The sequence below is a fragment of the Rhodohalobacter mucosus genome (assembly GCF_003150675.1).
In the GTDB taxonomy this organism is placed as follows: Bacteria; Bacteroidota; Rhodothermia; order Balneolales; family Balneolaceae; genus Rhodohalobacter; species Rhodohalobacter mucosus.
In genome coordinates this window covers 1-21,807 of sequence record NZ_QGGB01000009.1, presented here as the reverse complement: position 1 = coordinate 21,807, position 21,807 = coordinate 1, and the positions used below count along the sequence as shown (strand labels likewise).

Below are 21,807 nucleotides of genomic sequence, written 5' to 3'. Positions count from 1 at the left end.
TCCGAAAACCATGAAAACAGCAAGGATTAAACTGGATTATAATAAATCCGGCCTTTGGATCAGCGGCCTTTTACTGATTTCATTTATCGCATTCTGGCCAACCTATTATGCCGTGCTTTCGGATAGCGGCTTTTTCGTGCATTTCCATGCGGCTACGGCGATAATCTGGTTTGCGCTGCTGATCATACAGCCTGCCCTGATCAGAAAGAGAAAGCTAAAGCTGCACCGGCTGCTTGGAAATATGTCATACCCCGTTGCCGGATTGGTTCTGATCAGCATCCTGCTGCTTGCGCACAACAAGATCAGCACGGCTCCGGAGAGCTTCTATGCCATCAGGACCTATCTTCTTTACCTGCAGATCTCACTGGCCTTCGTGTTTGCTGTAACATACGCCTTTGCGATCCTGTATCGCAAAACCAAACCCGTCCATGCACGATTGATGGTGGCTACGTCATTTACCTTCATAGATCCGGTATTTGCCCGGCTGATCAACTCATATCTGCCCGATATTGCTATCAGCGGGCAATTTATTACATTCGGCTTGATTAATATGACCCTGATTGCACTGTCCATTATTGATCGTAATCACAGCAAAGCCAGATGGGTCTTTCCGGGGCTTTTAATCCTCTACCTGGTCATCGAAATACCGATCTTTTTTGACCTTACCGGACTTCCCTGGTGGCAATCCTTTGCGGCCTGGTTTGCGTCCATCTAATTCAAATCAGAATCCATGACATATACACATCAATTTTTTGCAACTTTTACCCTGTTGCTGTTCCTGGTATCGGGCTGCAATCGGATGCAGAAAGCCGATAATACGCCTTCACAGCCCAACATTCTGCTCATCGTAGCCGATGATTTCGGCTACACCGACCTGAGTGCATTTGGTGGCGACATTGATACCCCGAACCTGGATGCTTTGATTGAAAACGGTATCACGTTCAGCGGGTTTCATACGGCCCCTTTTTGTGCGGTGACCCGCGCGATGCTTCTGTCGGGCAACGACAATCACATAGCAGGGATGGGCAGCCAGGATTTGCGGACCGGCGTTTTCGGGTATGAAGGGCATCTCTCCGACCGCATTGTACCTGTTCCGCAGCTGCTCAAAGATGCGGGGTACTCCACCGGCATGGCCGGAAAATGGCATCTGGGCAAACGGCCTGCAGATGATCCAAGCCGGAAAGGGTTCGGTTACTCCTTTATCCTGCAGGATGGCGGCGGCAATCACTACAGCGACCGCGGAATCTTTCCAACCGTGCCGGTCTCCGTTTACACGGAAAATGGTGATTCAGCCGGCTGGCCCGAAGGAGCCTACTCCACCGATCTTTATACCGACAAGCTGATCAGCTATATCAATGAAGCCGCTGAGCGTAACCGGCCCTTTTTCAGCTTTGCGGCCTACACTACCCCACACTGGCCGCTGCAGGTAGATCCCGAGTACTGGAAAAAGTATGAAGGGCAATATGATGACGGCTACGAGGCGTTGCGCCTGAAGCGGTTCAACCGAATGAAAGAGCTTGGGTTTTTACCTGAAGATGAAGAATTACCTGAACTGCATCCGCGCGTGGAGCCCTGGGACAGTCTCACGGCCGAAGAACAGCGAGCCGAAGCCCGGAAGATGGAATTGTATGCAGGCATGGTGGACAATATGGACCATAACATTGGCAGGTTGATCGACCACCTTAAAGAGATTGGTGAATATGATAACACACTCATCCTCTTCCTTTCCGACAACGGAGCTGCCGCTGAGGATTTCTATCACCACACCTATTTCGGTCCTTTTTTGAAAGAGCATTACACGGAAGAGTACTCTATGATGGGAATGGAGGAATCCTTTATCTCCTATGGTCCGCAATGGGCAGAAGCCGGTGCCTCACCGTTTAAATACTTCAAGGGGTACACAACACAGGGCGGCATGAACACGCCATTGGTTATTTCAGGGCCCGGTGTGGGGCAGAAAGGAGAAGTGGTGCATGCCTTTACAACACTGATGGATCTGGCTCCGACGTTTTACGAGTACGCAGGAGTTGAGTACCCCGAATCGTACGGCGGTCGTGAGGTTTACCCGCTTCGGGGGGCATCGCTGATGCCGCTTCTGTCCGGCGAGAGGGAATCGGTGCATACGGATGATTATGTGTTTCCGCTGGAGCATCGCGGTTTTGTGCAAATCCGCAAGGGCAACTGGAAACTGGTAAACATTGAGAGGCCGTTCGACGAGGCCAACTTTGAGCTTTATGATCTTTCGAATGACCGGGGCGAACAGAACGATGTAAAAGATCTTCACCCTGATGTGTACAGGGATCTTTTGAATGAATGGTACGCATACAGGGATGAGGTGCAGGTGCGAATTCCCACCCCGGAGCCCGGTGAGGGGCTGTAAGATGGACGATGGACGATGGACGATGGACGATGGACGATTAAAGGTTTGTTTTTTCCAGCCAACACGCAACTCTGCCATAGGCATGCCTTCGGCGAAAACTTAAAACTAAACACTCAAAACTAATCCATGGTTACCCTTTTCCGACGCATCCGCCAGAAACTGATCGACTCAGGGTCAGTTACCAAATACCTCCTCTACGCTATCGGTGAGATCCTGCTGGTTGTGATCGGGATCCTGATCGCCCTGCAGGTGAACAACTGGAATGAAAACCGAATCAATAAGATCAACGAATCATTGATCCTTAACGACCTCCAAAAGGAGTTCCGGATGAATCAGGTGAAACTCGATTCAACAATATCCTATCACCGGGTTTTACTCGGGGCTACAAATGAGGTTTTAGACCTGATTAATGAACCCGAGGAAGTTATTATCCAACATAATCCTGACAGTCTCATCTATCTTACGCTTAATTACTTTGATTATAGTCCCAGTCGGTCTGTTATTTCAGAGTTAATCTCATCCGGCAAACTGAGCCTGATCTCATCTGATTCCCTGCGCATGTTAATTTTTGATTGGGATAGTGCGTTGGGGGAAAATGAAGAAGCATATGATACGATGGATGAGATGAGCCAAAACCTGACCCTCCCGTATTTAACGAATAATGGCTCGATGAAAGAAATCGACCAGTACGGAATTCTGATGGGGAACGGGGGTTCTAAATTCGAATCCCGGAATTATCTTCTTTTTCAGGAGTTGGAATTTGAAAATCATATGGATAATCAGGCCTGGGGAATAACCAATTATCTGGATAAGCTACACCGGTTGGAGAATGTTATTAACCTCATTTTAAAGCATACTGACACTCAAGCCAACCAGCCCTAAATGCTTCGCTTCTTCCGACATATCCGAAAACCACTTATGGAACAGAACAAAGTTCGAAAATATACACTCTATGCCCTGGGCGAGATCCTGCTGGTTGTGGTGGGTATCCTGATTGCTCTGCAAATCAATAACTGGAATGAAGAGAGGATCAATGCGCAACAGGAAAAGATCATTCTTCAGAATCTTCGAAGTGATCTGATACTGGAGCAGCAAAATTTACTATCACACATTGATGCACAGAATATATGGGTAGATGGCGGAGTATATATACTCAGGCATTTTGATGATCATTCCGGATTTGAGATTGATACAGAGCTGCTGAAGAGATTGAATGACCTGTTTGCCCGGGCCGGCTATGTTCCGGTTATCACTACCTTCGAAACGCTGGAAAACACAGGAAATATTGACCTTATCCAAAATGAAGAACTTAAGAGTGAGATCGTTAATTACTACCAATCGATCATAACCTTTGCCACCAATACGCAAAACAACAATGCAGATCTGGTGGACGGGCTTGTCAACCATGTATTGATCGAACTCACGTTTCTTAAACCCAATTTATTTACCGATTCATCCAAGGATTGGTTTCCGGTATTTGATCAGGTAGATTACGAACTGCAATCAAATCAGATGTTTTTGGATCATCTCCAAACCAAACTGTCCGATCTGGATAATGCGGCCAGGATGATCAATGTGGTTAATTTCAGGATCCTTCTGGCTAACATTCAGCTTTCATTTGCCGGAGAGTACCTTGAGAGAACCGCAGATTTACTTGAGTTAATAGAAGTGGAGTTAGACAAATAGAACCATCCCGGACGCAGAGCCATGAAACCATTCTTTAGAAAAATCCGACAGAAACTCATTTCATCCGGATCAATCTCCAAATACTTGTTGTATGCAACAGGTGAAATAGCACTGGTTATGATAGGAATCCTGCTGGCTTTACAGGTAAATAACTGGAATGAAGAACGAAAACAGTCAGCAGCAGAAGAGACCTTTATGACCGGGGTTAAAAACGATCTGTCTCAGGATCAGCAGTACATCAACTTAATAGTGGAGTCTGCGGAAAAAAAGTTAGCCCTCTTTGATCAACTGGAAGATCGGGCGATTGAACTCTATCAAAACGACCGGCAGGCCTTAGATTCGCTGGTGATGGCATACTTCAACCCTCCCCGCACATTTTATCCTATCTTTGGATCTTATGAGTCGGCTGTTTCCGGAAACGAAATCAGCAGATTTAATAATAAAGAATTTATGTCTGCAGCCACCCGATTATATAATTCCATTTATGCACGTTTAATGGATAATGCAGAAGAGCACGATGTCCGCTGGTTTTACAATACTAAAAAATATTCCAGGGTTCGCCGTACGGGTAACCTGCCGGACATGAGTCGGGAGGATTTACAGGTCTTTCTGGATGATATTTACAATTATCACATAATGCTGGAGTATTATAAAAATCTTCTGCTAGATGCGAACAGCGAAATTGAGAAAATCCTGATCATTAACTAAGTGCACGCCATCCATCTTTAAATGCTTCGCTTTTTCCGTCACATACGAAAAACCCTCATGGAACAGAATAAAGTCCGTACCTACATCCTGTATGCAGTGGGTGAGATCCTGCTTGTAATGATCGGCATCCTGCTGGCACTTCAGGTGAATAACTGGAATGAAAAGAGAAATTCAGAGCTCAAGACTCAGGAATATTATTCACAGCTTCTGGATGACCTGAAAAGTGATCGGGAGTTTATCACTCTAACGATCGGCGACTTAAGCAGAAAACTGTCAGATTATGAAATGTATATCAGCTTGTACAGCAGTGAAGCGGCTCTGACCCCCGATCAGGTGTACAAACAGATTTCGCAACTCACTTTGATTTCCAATGCTTTAACTTTCAACACAAGCACGATTGAATCCCTTCAGAACAGCGGTGATATCAGGCTGATTCCCTCAACGATCAGAAACCGGCTGATTGACCTGAAACGACTTCAAAACCTTACCATCACTCGCTTTGAGGACATTGATGATGGGGCAAATAGGGTTACTCAAAAATTATCCACGTTAATAGGCGCTACAACTCTGCCTGCCAGACTTGAAAGACAAACCACAATGAAGGAGTTCTTAAGTATTGACGAAAATTTAAAAGAGCTCATCCTGGTCTATGAAGGGATCCATCGCTGGAAGGAGGTGTCATTCAGGGAAACCATAGGCAGGCTGGAAGAGATGACTGAAGATATTGATGGGATTGTAGAACTCATCAACATGGAATTAGACAAATAAGAAATGATTCAACTGCTGACCCGTGAAATCATTCTTTAGAAAAATCCGCCAGTAGCTGTTTGATTCGGGATCAGTATCTGAATATCTGCTATATGCTATCGGCGAAATCCTGCAGGTGGTCATAGGCATTCTGATCGCTCTGCAGGTAAAAAACTGGAAACAATAGCTCCGCAGACTCAGAAATATCAAAGCTATCTGAGGATATCATCGGATTTTTTGCTTAATTAAGGCTTTTGAAAGGCATTTTTAAGAACTATGCAATTCACTAAGTTTTTTAATGAACTGAAGCGCCGAAACGTAGTCAGGGTGGCTACGGTCTATGCAATCACTGCCTGGCTGGTGATTCAGATCATTGATACGGTCTTCCCCATTCTGGCACTGCCTGAATGGACCGTCACCCTTTTAACGGTGCTCATTCTGATCGGTTTTCCTTTTGCCCTGATCTTCGCATGGGCTTTTGAGATGACACCAGAAGGCCTGAAAAGAAGTGAAGATGTCGATGAAGAACGGTCCATCACCGATCAAACCGGTAAAAAGATTAATAAGTTTATTATAGCCTCTCTTTCACTGATCATTGTTTTCCTGGTCACGGAAAGAATCTTTTTTGCTGGAAGTGGTGCCTCACAGGCAGATGCCGGTATCGCCGCTGAGGCCTCCATTGCCGTGCTTCCGTTTGTAAACATGAGCGCCGATCCGGATAATGAATATTTCTCAGACGGCCTCTCCGAAGAACTGCTTAATTCCCTTGCCCAGGAGGAAAACCTGAAAGTGGCCGGGCGTACCTCTTCATTCAAGTTCAAGGATGTAAATGACGATCTCAGAACCATCGGTCAGGAGCTGGGTGTGGATCATATTCTGGAAGGCAGTGTGCGAAAGTCGGGTGAGAATATCCGCATCACCGTTCAGCTTATTAAAACAGACGACGGCTATCATATGTGGTCTGAAACCTATGACCGTCAACTTTCGGATATTTTTGAGATTCAGGATGAAATATCGCGAAAGGTGCTGGATGAACTCAGAGTCCGCCTCCTCGACGAGGATGGTTCGCCTGAACCGGAGATCCCCACTCAGAACCTGGAGGCTTATCAGATATACCTGAGGGCCAATCACCTTATGCTGGACCGGCAGATTGAAAAAATGCAGACTGCGATCGGTCTGTACGAAGATGCGGTCAGCCTGGACCCCTTCTTTGCCGAAGCCTACGCCCGGCTGGCCATTGCTCACCACCTTATGGGATTTTACGGAGCTGCGGACTTTGGAGAGGCTCAGGTTAAATTAAAGGAATATTCAGAAAGGGCACTATCCCTGAACAATGAGCTGGGAACAGCCTATGCCGGATTGGGTCTTTTCTATTCTACAATCGATCAGGAGCAATCTACGGAGTACTATCTGCAAAGCCTGGGTCTTAATGACAATCAGCCGGACGTCTATAACTGGCTTGGAAACAACTATACAACACAGGGAGAGTTCAGTCTCAGAGACGAAGCCTATATCAATGCGTATGAACTGGATCGACTCGCTCCTCTTTCAATGTACAACCGGGCGAGGGTTCATACGGATCAGGGTGAACTCGACGAAGCAGAAGCATTGCTCAGAAAGAACCTGAGACTGAACCCGGGCTTTACGCAATCTATGCGTCTTATCGGTCTTATCGTTCTGGAAAGAGAGGGGCGATTTGATGAGGCAATGATTACCGTACATGAGTGGATGGAAACCAATTCTTACAATGCAATTCACATGTTCGATATGGTTTTATATGCATTTGAGCTGGATATGCCAGAACTTGTATTTGAATACCAGGCCAGGATTGCCAGTGAACTTCCTCAGAGCCGGGAGGTTGCCATTTCCACTTCATTATATGCCCTATTGAGAGAGAATCCGGATCTTTTTGAGAATTCATTATTAAGTTTTGTGGAGCAATTCAACATTACGGTCCCTGAACCGGAGTTTTACGGATCATTATACGGATACGTTGAGATCGGAGGTGACCCTGAAAGAGCGATCGCTCAATTCAGAAAGTATGATCCCTCACTGTTGTCTGATACACTATCCATCATAAGTCCTCTGGGGTACCAGGTTGCAGCCCCTCTGCTGGGAATATTATATCATATGAACGATCAGGAACAACTGAAGCGGCTGAACGATGCTTACTGCAATTATGGGAAGCAGCTGGAAACAACCGGCACTACCGGCTTAGGCTACAGGAGATTCATCAGAAATCGTATGCTCTGCCACCTTTTTGAAGGAGAAACGGACCGGGCATATCCTTTTTTCAGAACATATTATACAGAGTTATCACCCATCTTCTTCGATTACTTCATACTGCAAAATTCAGTGGTATTTATGGATGCGATGAACGATCCCCGGTTTGCTGAAATCAGAGACGAAATCAGGGCCAGCATGGAAAATCAGAGAGAGAGTTTGAGGCGATATTTTTCCAACCTCGAGCAGAATTAGATGTCGATGGACGATGGACGATGGACGATGGACGATGGACGATGGACGATGGACGATGGACGATGGACGATGGACGATGGACGATGGACGATGGACGATGGACGATGGACGATGGACGATGGACGATGGACGATTAAAATATGTCTGTTTTTGATTCAACTCAAAACTTAAAACTAAACACTCAAAACTAATCCATGGTTACCCTCTTCCGCCGCATCCGCCAGAAACTGATTGACTCAGGCTCCGCTACTAAATTCCTGCTTTATGCATTCGGTGAGATCCTTCTGGTAGTCATCGGTATCCTGATCGCATTGCAGGTGAACAACTGGAATGAAGAGAGAGTGCTGAAAAACAAACTGAACGGGTATTATGAACAGATTCATCAGGAAATATCCGCCAGTTTACCTCAGCTGGAAAGATATATCGCGGCACAGCAGGAGCTGGCTGACCTGAACCGGCGCAGTCTTCAACTGTTGAATACATCTGACCCCGATTCTCTGCAACTTCTTGAATCAACTCTGGGTGCCCTTGGAACTGCCTGGATTATCACCCATTCATACCCTGTATTATACGAGTTTCTGGACAGTGAATTGCTGACAACCGTTGAAGATTCACCACTGAAGCACTCTTTTCAGGAGCTAAGCTGGTGGTTTGAACGCCATAGAAATATCAACGAAGCTGTGAATAATCAGTATAACCAAACCATTGAACCCTATATGATTCGGCGCTTTAACTACCAATCCGTAGCTCTTGATCGCTATCAGGATCTTCTGGTAGAGGGAGGACCGCAGATCGATTATACTCAGTTTGCCGGTGACCTGGAGTTATGGAACATGCTGACCCTTAAGCTTGAGATGGTTGGTCTCTATTTAAACTATCAACAATCCATACAGGAGAAGCTCATCAGACTATTGGATGAAATCGAACGGGTTACAGGATAATGCTTCGCTTCTTTCGCCAACTTCGAAAACAGCTTATGGAACAGAACAAAGTCCGCACCTATCTCCTCTACGCCATCGGCGAGATTCTACTGGTTGTAATTGGGATATTGATCGCCCTGCAGGTGAATAATTGGAATGAAGAGAGGAAAGAAGAAGCGATTGCGATGGAAGTCAGATCTTCTATTGTCAAGGATCTGCATAGTGACATTGCATCGATTGATACATTTATAACTCGAATTAAAAGAGAAATTGAAATATATGACTCCCTTCAGCTTCAATTGATCGACCCGGAGGTCACGGAAGATGAAGTCATAAGGCTCATCAAAGACGAGTTTTCGCCATTTCATCTAAACTTTGAAGGGTTCAACGACAACAGTTACAGGACAGCTCTTTCGAGCGGCAATATCAATTTCCTTTCAGAAGCACAGCGAACCATTCTATACCAACTAGCCACAAAGCAATCCGACATTCTAAGAACCAATCAGAACTATGAGCAGCTCTATCTGGATGCAATCTCTGAATTCAATAAAAGCTATCCGCTGCAGATACCCTTTGCAACATTCAAATCGGGTCCCGTTTTTGATCGCAAATGGATAGATCCGGACTTTGACGATTTAACGTCAAAGTTCAATAACGTCGGTACAGGTAAAAGGAATTATTACCGAATCACTCTTCAGGACATGAATGAGGTGAATGAACTAAACCGGCAAACGGTGGCTATGTTGGAGGATAAACCTTAATGCTTCGCTTTTTTCGGCATATAAGAAAATCACTTATGGAACAGAACAAAGTCCGCACCTATCTCCTCTACGCAATCGGCGAGATACTTTTGGTTGTTATCGGGATTCTTATTGCACTGCAGGTGAATAATTGGAATGAGAACAGAATCGCTCTCAATCAGGAGCAGCAAACAGTGGCTGCCCTTCACAGCGAGTTTTCGGATAACCTGAAGGAGCTGAAATTCGATATTGCCCGGCTGGATACGACCATTCATAATATGGAGGTATTAATGGACCTGACGCTGCTTGATGAGATTCCTGATGAGACAAACATTGACAGCCTGATCTCGCTTTCCCTTACAAACCCGACATGGAATCCCAGTTCCTACGTTCTCAACGATCTTAAAAACTCGGGAAGCATTTCGCGTCTGTCCAACTCGGAGCTTCAATCAAAGCTATTTGCCTGGGAACGTCATTTTGAAAATTTGAATGAGCTGGTTGACATCTTTAAAATCAGTACGTACGAGATGATCCGCTTTCTTCGGGATGAATCTTCCCTGAGAGATATTGACTCATATGCAGGTATTGGCAACATACAGCCCTCAAAAATTGGCTTTAATAACAAAGAGTTGTTAGAGAATCTAAGGTTTGAGAACTATGTAGACGACAAGCTGATCACGGCATATCAGCTCAGAAATGAATATCTGGAATCCATCACCATTATAGAAGATCTGTTAACAACGATAAGGATATAATTAACTGAAACTTTTTCCTTATAAACGCTCAAATACGATTGACCATCGGGTTCCATCCATAAACAATCTCAATCTATATGCTCTCATTTTTTCACTCCATTCATAAACCGGTCTTAAAACCAACCTTATTTCATAAAGCCCTTGCCTGCATCGTCACTGCAGTACTAATGGGACTTTTGGCGGTACCCGATGCACATGCCCAGTGGACCCATCACTATCCGAAACTGGACGATTTCGGTCACCACGTCTATCTGGAGCAGCATGAACTTCCGGTATTGTCATACGGCATTACGGACCCTGCGCCGGCTCCCGATGGACAAACACTGGCATTTTCCTCCAAAGGGTGGATCTGGCTGATGGATCTCGAAAAGGGTGAAGCAACACGTTTGACTGACGGATCCGGCGTGGATGGCAGGCCCAGATGGTCGGCAGACGGGGCTCTTCTTACATTTGTCCGCGACCACGGGGATGACACGTCGATTGTGATTCTGGAACTCGACAGCGGAGATGAGCAGATCATCAACACGCCGGCGATTGAGCTGGACCCGGAATTCTCTACTGACGGACAATATCTGTTTTATACTTCAGGCCAAAACGGTAGCCTTGAGTTGTATAGGCGTCATCTGGAAGCCGGCACTGACGAACTGTTGACTGAACTGAGCCAAGTCGTACGGAACACCCGTCGATTGGCTGACGGTTCAGGTATTCTCTACCTGCACGGCAGCGGCGCTCATCGCGTTTTAAGGGAACGCAATTTTGTAGCCGGCTATGACCGGATTGCCCATTCAGAAACACTCACCTATCACCTGTCTGCCGATACATACCCAACCGAACGGCTGATCGTTTACAGCGCACCGATTGACAATGACTACCACCTCTGGACGATGGACCTGGACGATCCGAGAGTAACCCATCGATTGACAGATGGACATCCATACGCGATGACACCCTCTTTCAGTGCCGACGGCGGTGAGATCTACTACACCGAACTGGATGAAAACCGACAGTTCCAATTGATGCGAATCCCAACATACGGCGGCACACCGGAGTCTGTAACAGTAACAAGCTGGGATTATGGCGTGCCCACTGGTACTCTTTTACTATCTGTGGAGAATTCTGATGGCGATCCTATTACAGCCCGGGTCTCCATAACACGCGATAACGGGCATCCTGTTTCATTTTCCGAAGACGCAACCTATGTGGATCCACAGACCGGGCGAACCTACTTTTATGTGGATGGAAGCTCAGAGTTTATGTTACCGCCCGGACGATACACGGTGCTGGCAGCGCGCGGCCACATGACTCCGGTCGTTGAAATTCAGGTTCTGGTTGAACCGGGCGAAAACGCTGAGACTAACCTGGCTCTATCAGAAATCTGGGATGCGGCAGCTGAAGGGTATGTGTCGGCCGACCACCATATTCATCTCAATGGTGACGGTCACCACCGTGCAAGTCACGAAAATGCGCTGCGCCTGATGGCGGGTGAGTCGCTGGATCAGCTGGCACCGATGTCGTGGAACCGCTGGGAACGCCGTATCGACCGGGGCATTCTGGGGCTCGAAACTACTCAGGACGGCCATACCGTGCACCAGGGACAGGAAGTGCGCTCCCATTTTCACGGACATATCGGATTACTCAATGTTGAAACTCCGTTTGCACCGTGGTTCTTTGGTCCGTATAACCCGACTCTGGGCGATCCGGATCTGACCAACGGAGATGTGTTTGAGTTTGCGGATGAGCACGGATCGTTTGCCACCTATGTACACCCGATCGGTTCGGATCAGGACCCATTTACCCATCTTCACGAAGGGCCGATCCCGCTTGAGCTCATTTCAGACGGAGTATTGGAAGAGCGGATGGGGCTGGAGCTTGTTTGCGCCTGGACCAGTCCGATAGGCAACGCCCACGTCTGGTATCGCCTGCTCAATATCGGCCGCCCGGTTGCCGCCATGTCGGGCACGGACGGCTGGGTGGATTTCCACAGAACACCGGCCGTTGGAACCGGTCGGAACTATGTACGGACAGAAAATTCAGATACTTCAACGGATGCGGTGATCGAAGCCGCAGCGGCCGGAAAAGGATTTCTGACCACAGGTCCGGCACTGATCCTGGAATTGGGCGACGGCGCCCGTCCCGGTGACGTCACCTCTTCCGGCAGCCAAACCTGGCAGGTAACCCTGGCCAGCACTACCCAAATCGATTCACTCCAGATTGTCGTCAATGGCAGCGTTGTGGAGCGTCTGGGTGGAGTAGATGCCGGAGAGACGCGAACCTATACCGGCAGCATCGATCTTCCCGATGGCGGCTGGATGGCAGCAAGGGCTTATGCCGGTGAACAGCGAGGAGATTCCTGGCCGACCATGCATGCACGACCATTTGCGCATACATCGCCTGTCTGGATTGGTGAGGTCGGTTCAACAGATCCTCAAGCGCGTTCAGATGCCGCCCGGGACCTGATACGCGCGATCAATGCAGCGGAGATGATAGCCCGCGAAGCATATGGAGAGGTTGAGACACCCCGGATGCAGGCCCGATTTGATGAAGCACGGGCGTTGCTCAGGGAGATGATTGACTGACTTGGCGACTGGCGACTGGCGACTGGCGACTGGCGACTTAAAAGAGTGGATTTTATCAGAAACTCAAAACTAAACACTCAACACTCAACACTATAATGATCACCCTCTTCAGAAAAATCCGGCAAAAACTGATCGACGACGGAAATGTCCGCCGTTATTTAATTTATGCTATCGGTGAGATTCTACTGGTCGTAATCGGTATCCTGATCGCCCTTCAGATCAACAACTGGAACGAAGACCGTAAACTGAGAAGTCAGGAGCTGGAAATGCTCCATAGCCTGAAGGCCAGTCTGGAAAACGATGCTGATGACCGGGAAGATAGCAGAGAAAGAAATGAGGTTGCCCGGAATTCCATGGAAACGATCATTAATCACATGGAGGCAGATCTTCCCTATGTGGATTCATTGAAATATCACTTCCAAAATATCATTTCTGACTGGGGTCTGCAGTTTGACTATTCAGCCTATGAAGCTCTGAAGGCAAACAATATCAACCTGATCAGTAATGACTCACTCCGGAACAGTATTGTAGATTATTACAGCTACGCAGAAGGGTATGGAACGAGTTTACCAAACAGGTATACAAATATTTTAGAAGAAGCTTCCAGGAATATTTTCATTAAACATTTCGACCAAATGTGGTCTTCCCGAATAGTTGATGGAATATATGTTCAGGGTGAAATGGTGCCCATCGATTATGAAGCTTTAAAAGAGGACCAGGAATACAATTATTTTTTGAAAACCCTTAGAAATCAGAATTACTGGCTGAGCTACCGGCCCTTAAATGCAGCCGAACAGAGGTCAAATGATATCTTGCCGCTGCTGGACAGTGAAATTGCAAGATTGTCCGGTAACTAAATAATCACGATGCTTCGATTCTTCCGTCAAATCCGAAAAGCTCTCATGGAACAGAATAAAATTCGCACCTACCTTTTATATGCTCTGGGAGAAATTATCCTTGTTGTACTGGGTATTATCATTGCCATCCAAGTCAGTAACTGGAACGAAGACCGGATACTGAAAGAGTCTGCTACATACCATTTGAGCTTGTTGTCGCAGGATCTGAATGAAGACAAAGAACTACTCACTAATTTGATCGGAATTTTTGAACAAAATGAAATCAGTATCCAGCGGTTGCTCAACACATTGAAAAGACTGGAGCCGGTTCGGCGGGTACTGCATGAAGATATGATTCGGCTGCAGCTTGAATATAACTTCAAACCCAGAAACAGCGCATTAAGCGTGTTGGTAAACACCGGAGAGATCGGGGCTTTAGATATTGAATCACAGAATTTGATTTCAAAATATTACCGATCCGTGGATGCCATTGAGGAAAGAGACATGATTACTAACGCATATATACAGACAAAGCTGGAGCCACATATATTTGATGAGTACAACTATTTATACGGAATCGGAAATAGCTTTCCAATGCTGCAGGAGATCTACCAGGATGACACCAGAGATCCGGTAAATATGGATGCTGAGCAGTTTCTTTCAGATAAAAAACTGGAAGCATTATTAGTGGCAAGGATGTATCAAAATCGAACTTTACTTGAACTCTACAATACATCACTTGGTCACCTGCATGAATTACAGAATCATATTGAAGACTAAGCATGCTTCGATTCTTCCGCCAAATCCGAAAAACCCTTATGGAACAGAATAAGGCACGTACATACCTGCTCTACGCGATCGGAGAGATCCTTCTCGTCGTGATCGGAATATTAATTGCGATTCAAATCAATACCGCCTTTGATAACCGGGCGAAAGCTGAAAAGCATCAGCGTCTGGTCAACGATCTTTATTCGGAATATGCCGAAAACCTGGATCAACTGAATACAGTAATATATTATCATCAGTTGGTCTATGATTCGGGATTAAGACTCCTTGAGCTGATATTAGTGGGCGGTGAAGGATCCACCCAAAACGAAATAAGACAGCTGCTTTATGAGAACAGCTACCGTTGGACATTTGACCCGCTGAATGGCGTTCTGGCAAGCAGTATCTCCTCCGGGGATATTCACCTCTTGAAAAACGATTCCTTAAAAGTCATGCTCTTTTCGTGGGAAGACCGGGTTTTGGATGCCCGGGAAGAACAAGATCGTGCAAATGCGGACTATAACGGGATAAATAGTTATCTGAATGATCATGTCATGGTCGCTGATGTGTTGATGCACGATCCATCCGGATATGGGGTTCGCGAAAGTCCTTTCCAGTCTAATTATTGGCAAATTTTTAAAGATCGTACCTATGAAAACCTTATTTCAAACAGGGTAACCTATACAGCAGATGTTTTAACCGAACTGGAGCCTCTGAGAGAGATGAATATGCAGGTATTACAACTTCTGGAAGAGGAGCGTGGTGATTTGTGATTGGCGATGGTCGATTGGCGATTAAACACATACGGATCTAAATACTCAATACTCATGACTCACTTCTCAATACTACCATGATCTCCTTATTTCGACGCATCCGGCAGAAACTGATTGGTGACTGGAATGTTCGCCGATATCTCCTCTACGCCATCGGGGAAATTCTCTTGGTCGTAATTGGAATCCTTATAGCCCTGCAGGTGAACAACTGGAATGAACACCGGAAAAGCCTCGACAAAGAACGGTACTACCTGAACAGCATCAAGGCCAGTATCGAGCTCTCGCAGGACGAACTGAACCGCGTTATTCATGATGCAGAATCGATTGTAAACAGTGCTGACACCCTTTTTATTATTCTTTCTTATGAACTGCAAGATCAGTATGAGCCTCTTTTTATCGACTCGCTTCTTTTCAATGTCAGAGACTACAGCCTTATCTCTTTAAACGACGGAGGAATTCAGGAAATACTGAATACCGGATCGATGGATATTATACAGGATGAAGAGATCCGGGTCATTCTTGCATCATGGAATGAACGAATTCATCAAATCAGAAAATTCGAAGACGAAACGCTATACTCCTCACGCAGATATAGTGAATACATATCAAAATATTTTGATATATCCAGATACCTAATCTACGATGATTCGGTAAGTGGCATTATCCCCGAAAAACGAGAAGATTTTCTTACGGATCCGGTACTTGTCAATCATTTAAGCGAAATCTGGAATAACAATATGGTAATGGGTGACATTTATAAGCAGGAAAAAGCGGATCTGGACTCGTTGAATACCCTTATTGATGAATACTTGCAGGATTGATTTCGGAAGCCGTAAGAAGTAGAAGTTCAGATGTTTGCGAAGCATCTACTCAGCTAGAAGACCAGATGATAAATTTTGGTCGAAGACCGATGACCGATGACCGATGACCGATGACCGATGACCGATGACCGATGACCGATGACCGATGACCGATGAATGGTTTGTCTTTTTCAGATAACTCACAACTAAAAACTAATCACTCAACACTACCTACTCAATACTCATGACTCACTACTCAATACTATCATGATAACTCTCTTCCGACGCATCCGCCAGAAACTGATTGACTCGGGCTCTGTACCAAAATATTTGCTTTATGCTACCGGCGAGATCCTTCTGGTAGTAATCGGCATCCTGATCGCACTGCAGGTAAATAACTGGAATGAGGATAGAATTCTGCAAAATGAGCTGAATAGCTATCTGACTAAGAAAATGGATAATCTTTATGAAGACCAAAGAAAGCTTCAGGATCTTCGTGAGTATCGGGAAGAGGCAAGTGCTCTGTGTGCAAACGTTCTGGAATCAGGAGTATTGAATATTCCAGGCATTGAGCTGGTTGATACCGTGCTCTTAATAACCGTTGAACGCAGATTCATCTCTTCAGTTCAAAACGAGCAGTCAGCAGAATCCAATAGTTATTTTAATAACATCAAAGAAGCACAGATTGTTGATCTCGAGACAGAATATCAGAACTTGATTAACCTGATTACCTTTGATGAAACCAGGTTAAATAATTTCAGTGAAAATATGGAAGCAGACTTATGGAGAAATGGTTTCTTTAATGACAATCGTGAGCTGTTCATCTATGTTGAAAATGCCATCGGAGACCCTGAGGATATCGTAATTTCTGATGCGACTGGTTTGAAATCGCTGGAAGCAATTCTGAGAAGAAACGAGATTACAAATTTGAGGTTAGCCGATCGCTACTCTGATGCACTCAATCTGAATCAATTGCTGGTAGCTGCCATTGAGAATTATCTGAATAGTCAATAATACGGTGAATAAGATGAATAAAATCTTTCCATGATTGGAAGAGGTTTTGGCATCACATCACCCAATAAATCAGTCATTAATTTCACATTGTTTAAATAAATAAATCAACAAGGCCTGCAGCAGACTCTGTATCACAAACAACTACAGATTCTTGAAATCTCTAACCTAATTAACCGTAGATGCCATGTATACAAAAGATGACTTTATGAACCGGATCAGAGAAATGAATCCGGCTGAAACCGAGTATCATCAGGCTGTTGAAGAGGTTATGAATCATGTAATTCCTTTTGTGAATGACAATCCCGATTACGGTAAAGCGGCTATTCTCGAACGTATTTGCGAACCCGACCGTATTATCAGTTTCCGTGTAACGTGGATGGATGACGATAAAAATGTTCATGTAAACCGCGCGTGGAGAGTACAGTTCAACAATGCCATCGGCCCTTACAAAGGCGGTCTGCGGTTTCATCCAACGGTAAATCAGGGCATCCTGAAATTTCTTGGATTTGAACAGTGCTTTAAAAATGCTCTCACAACACTTCCCATGGGCGGCGCCAAGGGCGGCTCCAATTTTGATCCCAAAGGGAAAAGCAATGAAGAGGTATTTCGGTTTTGTCAGAGTTTTATGGCGGAGCTGCATCGCCACATTGGAGATGAACGCGACATCCCTGCAGGCGATATAGGGGTTGGCGACAGGGAAATCAGCTACCTTTTCGGTAATTACAAAAAGATCAATAACATATTTGAGGGAACGCTTACCGGTAAAGGTGTCAGTTTCGGAGGGTCACCAATTCGTACGGAAGCGACAGGCTATGGACTGGTCTACTTTGCCCAGGATATGCTGAACCATCACGACAATTCGATGGAGGGAAAAACCGTGCTGATCTCAGGCTCGGGCAATGTAGCCCTTTATGCCGCTGAAAAGGCTATTCAGTCAGGTTTGAAAGTCCTGACCATGTCCGATTCATCCGGAACCATCTACGACAAAGATGGCATCACTGAAGAAAAACTGGCCTACATCAAAGAGCTGAAGAAGGTGAAAAGAGGCCGCATTCATGAATATACCGATGAATACAGCTGTGAATATTTTGACGGAGGCAAGCCCTGGCATATTCCGGCTGACCTCGCGTTTCCATGTGCAACGGAAAATGAGCTCAATGCAGACGATGCACAAAATCTTATTGACAACGGTTTGATGCTGCTGGCCGAAGGCGCGAATATGCCCTGCACCAATGAGGCCGTTCACCTCCTGAAAAATGCAGATGTACTGTACGGTCCCGGCAAAGCCTCCAATGCGGGTGGTGTGTCGGTGTCCGGGCTTGAAATCTCGCAGAACCGGCAGCGCATGAAATGGACCGCCGAAAAAGTAGATGAAAAACTGTACAGCATTATGAAAGACATTCATGAGAAATGCGTAGAATACGGTGATAACGGAAACGGCATTATAGACTACTCCAAAGGCGCCAATATCGCCGGTTTTGTGAAACTGGCGGATGCAATGCTGGCTTATGGACCCATCTGAGCGCGGTTTAGGAGATTTCGCGTATTTTAAACGACCAGGTCGTGTGGTTGGCAGGTGGGCGATGGGCGATGGGCGATGGGCGATGGACGATGGACGATGGACGATGGACGATGGACGATGGACGATGGACGATGGACGATGGACGATGGACGATGGACGATGGACGATGGACGATGGACGATGGACGATTAAAAATGTTTGTTTTCTGATCCAACTCAAAACTCAACACTAAAAACTCAAAACTAATCCATGGTTACCCTCTTTCGCCGCATCCGTGAAAAGCTGGTTCAGTCCGGATCTCTTACCAAATACCTGCTTTACGCCACCGGCGAGATCCTTCTTGTTGTGGTCGGAATCCTCATCGCCTTGCAGGTAAACAACTGGAATGAAAACAGAAAAACGGCCACGGAGGAGCAGACCCTTCTGGCACAGCTCCTCGAGGACCTGGAGTTCGCCAGGATTCAGTCGCAGCAGTTTATACAACTGGAGAAACAGAACATCGACAGGCTACGGCTGGCTCTCGGAGGCGAAGAGTCCCTTGTCCGGATCTCTCAGCTCCCGAATCGGGAGCTCTTTTTTTTCGAAGTACTCTGGAACCTTTCACACGACATTCCGGTCATCGTTTCGTACGCAGACCTGAAAAATTCTGGGAATACCTGAAAGATTACGAATCCCCGCTTGAGAAGCAGCCTTTCTGAGATGGAGCTCAGAAATCAGATGCTTGCATCTATGATCAGCGACAGGCTTACCGTACACCAAATCCGTATCGATGATATCGTTGAAGAGGAGATGAACTATCTTCCCCTTATGGCCGCTAAAAGGAATCTGACCAGTCTGGAAATCGGAAACCAAAATGATTACGGCCTCCTGCTGAAGAAACAAAACGTCAGAAACCTGCTGGGGGTTAAGCTCGACCTGACATACGAAGTACTAACCATCCGCGAAGAACTGGACCATACCCTGAATCAGGTAATTGAACTTGTGCAATCGGAAATCAAAACTCCATAAAACTATCATCCTCTGCCCTGCTCTCAAAAAAAGATATCCTCAAATCCTTTTTCCTGATTCCAACATTTTTTCATCAATACGTTGCATCTGAATCATATCAGGCTATCTTTGAATCGGCTACACGGTAAAAAAAGCAATACAGAACGTGCAGCTTGTGAGAACTGCTCTGTTAACTCACCTAACCTAATCGGAGGATAGCACTATGGGGATATTCTGGGAATTGATGCAGCAGGAAGAGCTGGAAGAGCAAAGATCTAAAGCAAAAACGCTGGAAGACCGGGTGGAGCAGCTGGAACAGGACCTGGGTAAAACACGAAAACTACTCCGAAAAACGCTGGAGGCGCTGGAGCACCACATTCAGAAAGACGTGGATGGAGACGGGACATACTGATTGTCATAATTTCATGTTGAAAAGATCTCTAACCTAGTTTAAAAAAGTGAAAGAACCATTGGAGGGCTTATCATTGTATTTCCAAAAACGACATGTCTTCATAGCTGCTTTTTGTTGGATTTTCATTAACCCGGTATCCGCTGAGAATATTTTAGCCCAGTCGAGTGAACAACAGATCCGTGCTGTTCGCGAAGCATCCAATGCCGCATTGAAAGCGCTCGATGAAGAAGCAAACTCCGAATTTCTGACCGACGACGTTCTGATTACCACCGGCAACGGAACCCTGATATCCGGAAAAGATAAACTCAGGGACTATATTGCAGACGCATCAGATGCACAGCCGATGTATTGGGTCCGCACACCGGATGAGATTATTGTAAATGATGTACGTGGTCTGGCATGGGAGGCAGGTGTATGGCATGGATATCACGCAGATGACATTAACGGGGAAACCTCCGTATTTCACGGCAACTACGCAGCTCAGTGGATTCGTAAATCGGGTGAATGGAAAATCCAGTCGCAGCTTTTTGTCACGCTGAATTAGCGGGTGTAGTGGGATTGTCCTGGCAGAGGGACAATAGGCAATGGTCAATAGTAGATCGGCGATGGGCGATGGGCGATGGGCGATTAAAATGATATTTCTCTACTTACAACTCAACACTAGTAACTCCTAACTAATTACTCAATACTCATGACTCAATACTCAATACTACCATGATTACCCTCTTCCGCCGTATCCGCCAGAAACTGATCGATTCGGGATCCTTTACAAAGTATCTGCTCTATGCCATCGGCGAAATCCTGCTGGTCGTGATCGGGATTCTTATCGCCCTGCAGGTGAACAACTGGAACATCTACAGACTGGAACGAGCAGAAGAGCGTCAGATCCTGGTGAATCTTCGTACTGAATTTGATCAGGCTATTACACAATTAAACTATCTGAATGGTCTCAGGGATAATTCCTTATCATCCGCGGATTCCCTGATTTCCCTGTCGAATGCAAATGGCCCGTTTGTCGAGGATACGCTGGATAGCTTATTAATGTGGCAATCCTATACACCTACGTTTAATGATCCGACCGGCAGCCTGAGTTCTCTAATTTCATCCAATAAAATTAACTTGATTTCCGACAATGAGCTAAAGCTTGAATTACTTTCCTGGCCCAGAGAGTCAGAAGATATGATTGAAGATGAAACGCGCGCTGTTATAATACATGATGATTTATTTCGGCCATTTACCCATAAATACATATCAATGGCAAATATGATTGAAAAGTATCAAATGCCGGATAACCGGTTTGGCCTGGTAGATGAGGAGATGGTAGGATTGGTTCCTTCCAGGTACGTACAAAGTGATTACCAGTCATTGCTTCGCAATCCCGAATTCATCAATACTCTGCATACGAAGGTCATATTTGCGAATTTGTCGAAGAATGAATCCATTAATTTGATCTCCAAAGCGGAAGGAATCATTGATATGATCAACCAGACTTTAGATGAGTAAATGGATGAAATCAAGCTGGCCGCCTGCATCACTTCACTCCCATTCAACCCAGACCCAAATTCTTTCAAAACCCCGTCTTGTAGATGCCTGAATATGGTTGACGTTTTTAGTTAACATATAACATTTTGGTCGAAGTTAACTTCGACCAAATGTTGACGCGATAATCAGGGTGTAACCCCTGATTGAGCTCTTTGACAAATTGATC

The 21,807-nt window shown here is 45.7% G+C and carries 24 protein-coding genes and 1 pseudogene; all 25 read left to right on the top strand.

Annotation, left to right across the window (positions count from 1 at the left end):
• The first annotated feature begins 10 nt into the window (after positions 1–10).
• Positions 11–715 carry a hypothetical protein gene (locus DDZ15_RS12925; protein ID WP_109647533.1) on the top strand — a complete coding sequence of 235 codons (705 nt, stop codon included), beginning with the start codon at positions 11–13 and terminating at the stop codon, positions 713–715.
• Positions 716–730: 15 nt separating this feature from the next.
• Positions 731–2,380 carry an arylsulfatase gene (locus tag DDZ15_RS12920; protein ID WP_109647532.1) on the top strand — a complete coding sequence of 550 codons (1,650 nt, stop codon included), beginning with the start codon at positions 731–733 and terminating at the stop codon, positions 2,378–2,380.
• A 126-nt stretch (positions 2,381–2,506) separates the two neighbouring features.
• A complete protein-coding gene (locus DDZ15_RS12915) occupies positions 2,507–3,262 on the top strand; it encodes a DUF6090 family protein (RefSeq protein ID WP_109647531.1) in 756 nt (251 codons plus the stop codon).
• 36 nt (positions 3,263–3,298) lie between these two features.
• On the top strand, positions 3,299–4,066 hold the full coding sequence (locus DDZ15_RS12910) for a DUF6090 family protein (protein WP_199222968.1): 768 nt from the start codon (positions 3,299–3,301) through the stop codon (positions 4,064–4,066).
• Between the two features lie 21 nt (positions 4,067–4,087).
• Entirely contained in the window at positions 4,088–4,774 is a 687-nt protein-coding gene (locus DDZ15_RS12905) for a DUF6090 family protein (protein WP_109647529.1), read from the top strand.
• A gap of 57 nt (positions 4,775–4,831) precedes the next feature.
• Positions 4,832–5,542 (top strand): DUF6090 family protein, encoded by a 711-nt coding sequence (locus DDZ15_RS12900; RefSeq protein ID WP_146198588.1) that lies wholly within the window; start codon positions 4,832–4,834, stop codon positions 5,540–5,542.
• Positions 5,543–5,797: 255 nt separating this feature from the next.
• Positions 5,798–7,999 carry a hypothetical protein gene (locus DDZ15_RS12895; protein ID WP_109647527.1) on the top strand — a complete coding sequence of 734 codons (2,202 nt, stop codon included), beginning with the start codon at positions 5,798–5,800 and terminating at the stop codon, positions 7,997–7,999.
• Positions 8,000–8,170 carry a YXWGXW repeat-containing protein gene (locus tag DDZ15_RS12890; RefSeq protein ID WP_109647526.1) on the top strand — a complete coding sequence of 57 codons (171 nt, stop codon included), beginning with the start codon at positions 8,000–8,002 and terminating at the stop codon, positions 8,168–8,170.
• Between the two features lie 23 nt (positions 8,171–8,193).
• Entirely contained in the window at positions 8,194–8,940 is a 747-nt protein-coding gene (locus DDZ15_RS12885; protein WP_109647525.1) for a DUF6090 family protein, read from the top strand.
• Positions 8,941–8,975: 35 nt separating this feature from the next.
• Complete coding sequence (locus DDZ15_RS12880) at positions 8,976–9,680, top strand: DUF6090 family protein (protein ID WP_109647524.1); 705 nt, start codon at positions 8,976–8,978, stop codon at positions 9,678–9,680.
• Between the two features lie 35 nt (positions 9,681–9,715).
• Positions 9,716–10,414, top strand: coding sequence for a DUF6090 family protein (locus DDZ15_RS12875; RefSeq protein WP_146198587.1), 699 nt, complete (start codon positions 9,716–9,718; stop codon positions 10,412–10,414).
• A 77-nt stretch (positions 10,415–10,491) separates the two neighbouring features.
• A complete protein-coding gene (locus DDZ15_RS12870) occupies positions 10,492–12,990 on the top strand; it encodes a CehA/McbA family metallohydrolase (protein ID WP_199222967.1) in 2,499 nt (832 codons plus the stop codon).
• 95 nt (positions 12,991–13,085) lie between these two features.
• Entirely contained in the window at positions 13,086–13,847 is a 762-nt protein-coding gene (locus DDZ15_RS12865) for a DUF6090 family protein (protein ID WP_109647522.1), read from the top strand.
• A gap of 45 nt (positions 13,848–13,892) precedes the next feature.
• Entirely contained in the window at positions 13,893–14,606 is a 714-nt protein-coding gene (locus DDZ15_RS12860) for a DUF6090 family protein (RefSeq protein WP_109647521.1), read from the top strand.
• 38 nt (positions 14,607–14,644) lie between these two features.
• On the top strand, positions 14,645–15,364 hold the full coding sequence (locus tag DDZ15_RS12855) for a DUF6090 family protein (protein ID WP_146198586.1): 720 nt from the start codon (positions 14,645–14,647) through the stop codon (positions 15,362–15,364).
• A 77-nt stretch (positions 15,365–15,441) separates the two neighbouring features.
• Entirely contained in the window at positions 15,442–16,185 is a 744-nt protein-coding gene (locus DDZ15_RS12850) for a DUF6090 family protein (protein ID WP_109647519.1), read from the top strand.
• A gap of 246 nt (positions 16,186–16,431) precedes the next feature.
• Positions 16,432–17,178 carry a DUF6090 family protein gene (locus tag DDZ15_RS12845; protein WP_109647518.1) on the top strand — a complete coding sequence of 249 codons (747 nt, stop codon included), beginning with the start codon at positions 16,432–16,434 and terminating at the stop codon, positions 17,176–17,178.
• Between the two features lie 184 nt (positions 17,179–17,362).
• The gene (gene gdhA, locus DDZ15_RS12840; protein WP_109647517.1) at positions 17,363–18,700 is read left to right on the top strand and encodes an NADP-specific glutamate dehydrogenase; all 1,338 of its coding nucleotides are present in this window, start codon (positions 17,363–17,365) and stop codon (positions 18,698–18,700) included.
• 68 nt (positions 18,701–18,768) lie between these two features.
• Positions 18,769–18,849, top strand: a pseudogene (locus DDZ15_RS17130) (hypothetical protein); the annotation flags it as partial.
• Positions 18,818–18,892 (top strand): hypothetical protein, encoded by a 75-nt coding sequence (locus DDZ15_RS17125; protein ID WP_479725184.1) that lies wholly within the window; start codon positions 18,818–18,820, stop codon positions 18,890–18,892. The pseudogene DDZ15_RS17130 and the gene DDZ15_RS17125, both read left to right, overlap by 32 nt.
• Positions 18,893–18,949: 57 nt before the next feature.
• Positions 18,950–19,360: a DUF6090 family protein gene (locus DDZ15_RS12830; RefSeq protein ID WP_109647516.1), complete on the top strand. Its 411-nt coding sequence runs from the start codon at positions 18,950–18,952 to the stop codon at positions 19,358–19,360.
• A gap of 39 nt (positions 19,361–19,399) precedes the next feature.
• Complete coding sequence (locus DDZ15_RS12825) at positions 19,400–19,708, top strand: hypothetical protein (protein WP_109647515.1); 309 nt, start codon at positions 19,400–19,402, stop codon at positions 19,706–19,708.
• Between the two features lie 202 nt (positions 19,709–19,910).
• Entirely contained in the window at positions 19,911–20,099 is a 189-nt protein-coding gene (locus tag DDZ15_RS12820; RefSeq protein ID WP_109647514.1) for a hypothetical protein, read from the top strand.
• A 46-nt stretch (positions 20,100–20,145) separates the two neighbouring features.
• The gene (locus DDZ15_RS12815; RefSeq protein WP_199222966.1) at positions 20,146–20,643 is read left to right on the top strand and encodes a YybH family protein; all 498 of its coding nucleotides are present in this window, start codon (positions 20,146–20,148) and stop codon (positions 20,641–20,643) included.
• Positions 20,644–20,813: 170 nt separating this feature from the next.
• Positions 20,814–21,602 (top strand): DUF6090 family protein, encoded by a 789-nt coding sequence (locus DDZ15_RS12810; RefSeq protein ID WP_109647513.1) that lies wholly within the window; start codon positions 20,814–20,816, stop codon positions 21,600–21,602.
• The last annotated feature ends 205 nt before the right edge of the window (positions 21,603–21,807 follow it).

Excerpts from the sequence above, each read along its gene's own strand:
- DDZ15_RS12920 (WP_109647532.1), top strand. The coding sequence starts at position 731 with ATGACATATACACATCAATTTTTTGCAACTTTTACCCTGTTGCTGTTC.
- DDZ15_RS12855 (WP_146198586.1), top strand. The coding sequence starts at position 14,645 with ATGGAACAGAATAAGGCACGTACATACCTGCTCTACGCGATCGGAGAG.
- DDZ15_RS12875 (WP_146198587.1), top strand. The coding sequence starts at position 9,716 with ATGGAACAGAACAAAGTCCGCACCTATCTCCTCTACGCAATCGGCGAG.
- DDZ15_RS12905 (WP_109647529.1), top strand. The coding sequence starts at position 4,088 with ATGAAACCATTCTTTAGAAAAATCCGACAGAAACTCATTTCATCCGGA.
- DDZ15_RS12820 (WP_109647514.1), top strand. The coding sequence starts at position 19,911 with ATGGGGATATTCTGGGAATTGATGCAGCAGGAAGAGCTGGAAGAGCAA.
- DDZ15_RS12870 (WP_199222967.1), top strand. The coding sequence starts at position 10,492 with ATGCTCTCATTTTTTCACTCCATTCATAAACCGGTCTTAAAACCAACC.
- DDZ15_RS12830 (WP_109647516.1), top strand. The coding sequence starts at position 18,950 with ATGGTTACCCTCTTTCGCCGCATCCGTGAAAAGCTGGTTCAGTCCGGA.
- DDZ15_RS12810 (WP_109647513.1), top strand. The coding sequence starts at position 20,814 with ATGATTACCCTCTTCCGCCGTATCCGCCAGAAACTGATCGATTCGGGA.
- DDZ15_RS12890 (WP_109647526.1), top strand. The coding sequence starts at position 8,000 with ATGTCGATGGACGATGGACGATGGACGATGGACGATGGACGATGGACG.
- DDZ15_RS12910 (WP_199222968.1), top strand. The coding sequence starts at position 3,299 with ATGGAACAGAACAAAGTTCGAAAATATACACTCTATGCCCTGGGCGAG.
- DDZ15_RS12825 (WP_109647515.1), top strand. The coding sequence starts at position 19,400 with ATGGAGCTCAGAAATCAGATGCTTGCATCTATGATCAGCGACAGGCTT.
- gdhA (WP_109647517.1), top strand. The coding sequence starts at position 17,363 with ATGTATACAAAAGATGACTTTATGAACCGGATCAGAGAAATGAATCCG.
- DDZ15_RS12845 (WP_109647518.1), top strand. The coding sequence starts at position 16,432 with ATGATAACTCTCTTCCGACGCATCCGCCAGAAACTGATTGACTCGGGC.
- DDZ15_RS12860 (WP_109647521.1), top strand. The coding sequence starts at position 13,893 with ATGGAACAGAATAAAATTCGCACCTACCTTTTATATGCTCTGGGAGAA.
- DDZ15_RS12895 (WP_109647527.1), top strand. The coding sequence starts at position 5,798 with ATGCAATTCACTAAGTTTTTTAATGAACTGAAGCGCCGAAACGTAGTC.
- DDZ15_RS12885 (WP_109647525.1), top strand. The coding sequence starts at position 8,194 with ATGGTTACCCTCTTCCGCCGCATCCGCCAGAAACTGATTGACTCAGGC.
- DDZ15_RS12865 (WP_109647522.1), top strand. The coding sequence starts at position 13,086 with ATGATCACCCTCTTCAGAAAAATCCGGCAAAAACTGATCGACGACGGA.
- DDZ15_RS12900 (WP_146198588.1), top strand. The coding sequence starts at position 4,832 with ATGGAACAGAATAAAGTCCGTACCTACATCCTGTATGCAGTGGGTGAG.
- DDZ15_RS12925 (WP_109647533.1), top strand. The coding sequence starts at position 11 with ATGAAAACAGCAAGGATTAAACTGGATTATAATAAATCCGGCCTTTGG.
- DDZ15_RS12915 (WP_109647531.1), top strand. The coding sequence starts at position 2,507 with ATGGTTACCCTTTTCCGACGCATCCGCCAGAAACTGATCGACTCAGGG.
- DDZ15_RS12880 (WP_109647524.1), top strand. The coding sequence starts at position 8,976 with ATGGAACAGAACAAAGTCCGCACCTATCTCCTCTACGCCATCGGCGAG.
- DDZ15_RS12850 (WP_109647519.1), top strand. The coding sequence starts at position 15,442 with ATGATCTCCTTATTTCGACGCATCCGGCAGAAACTGATTGGTGACTGG.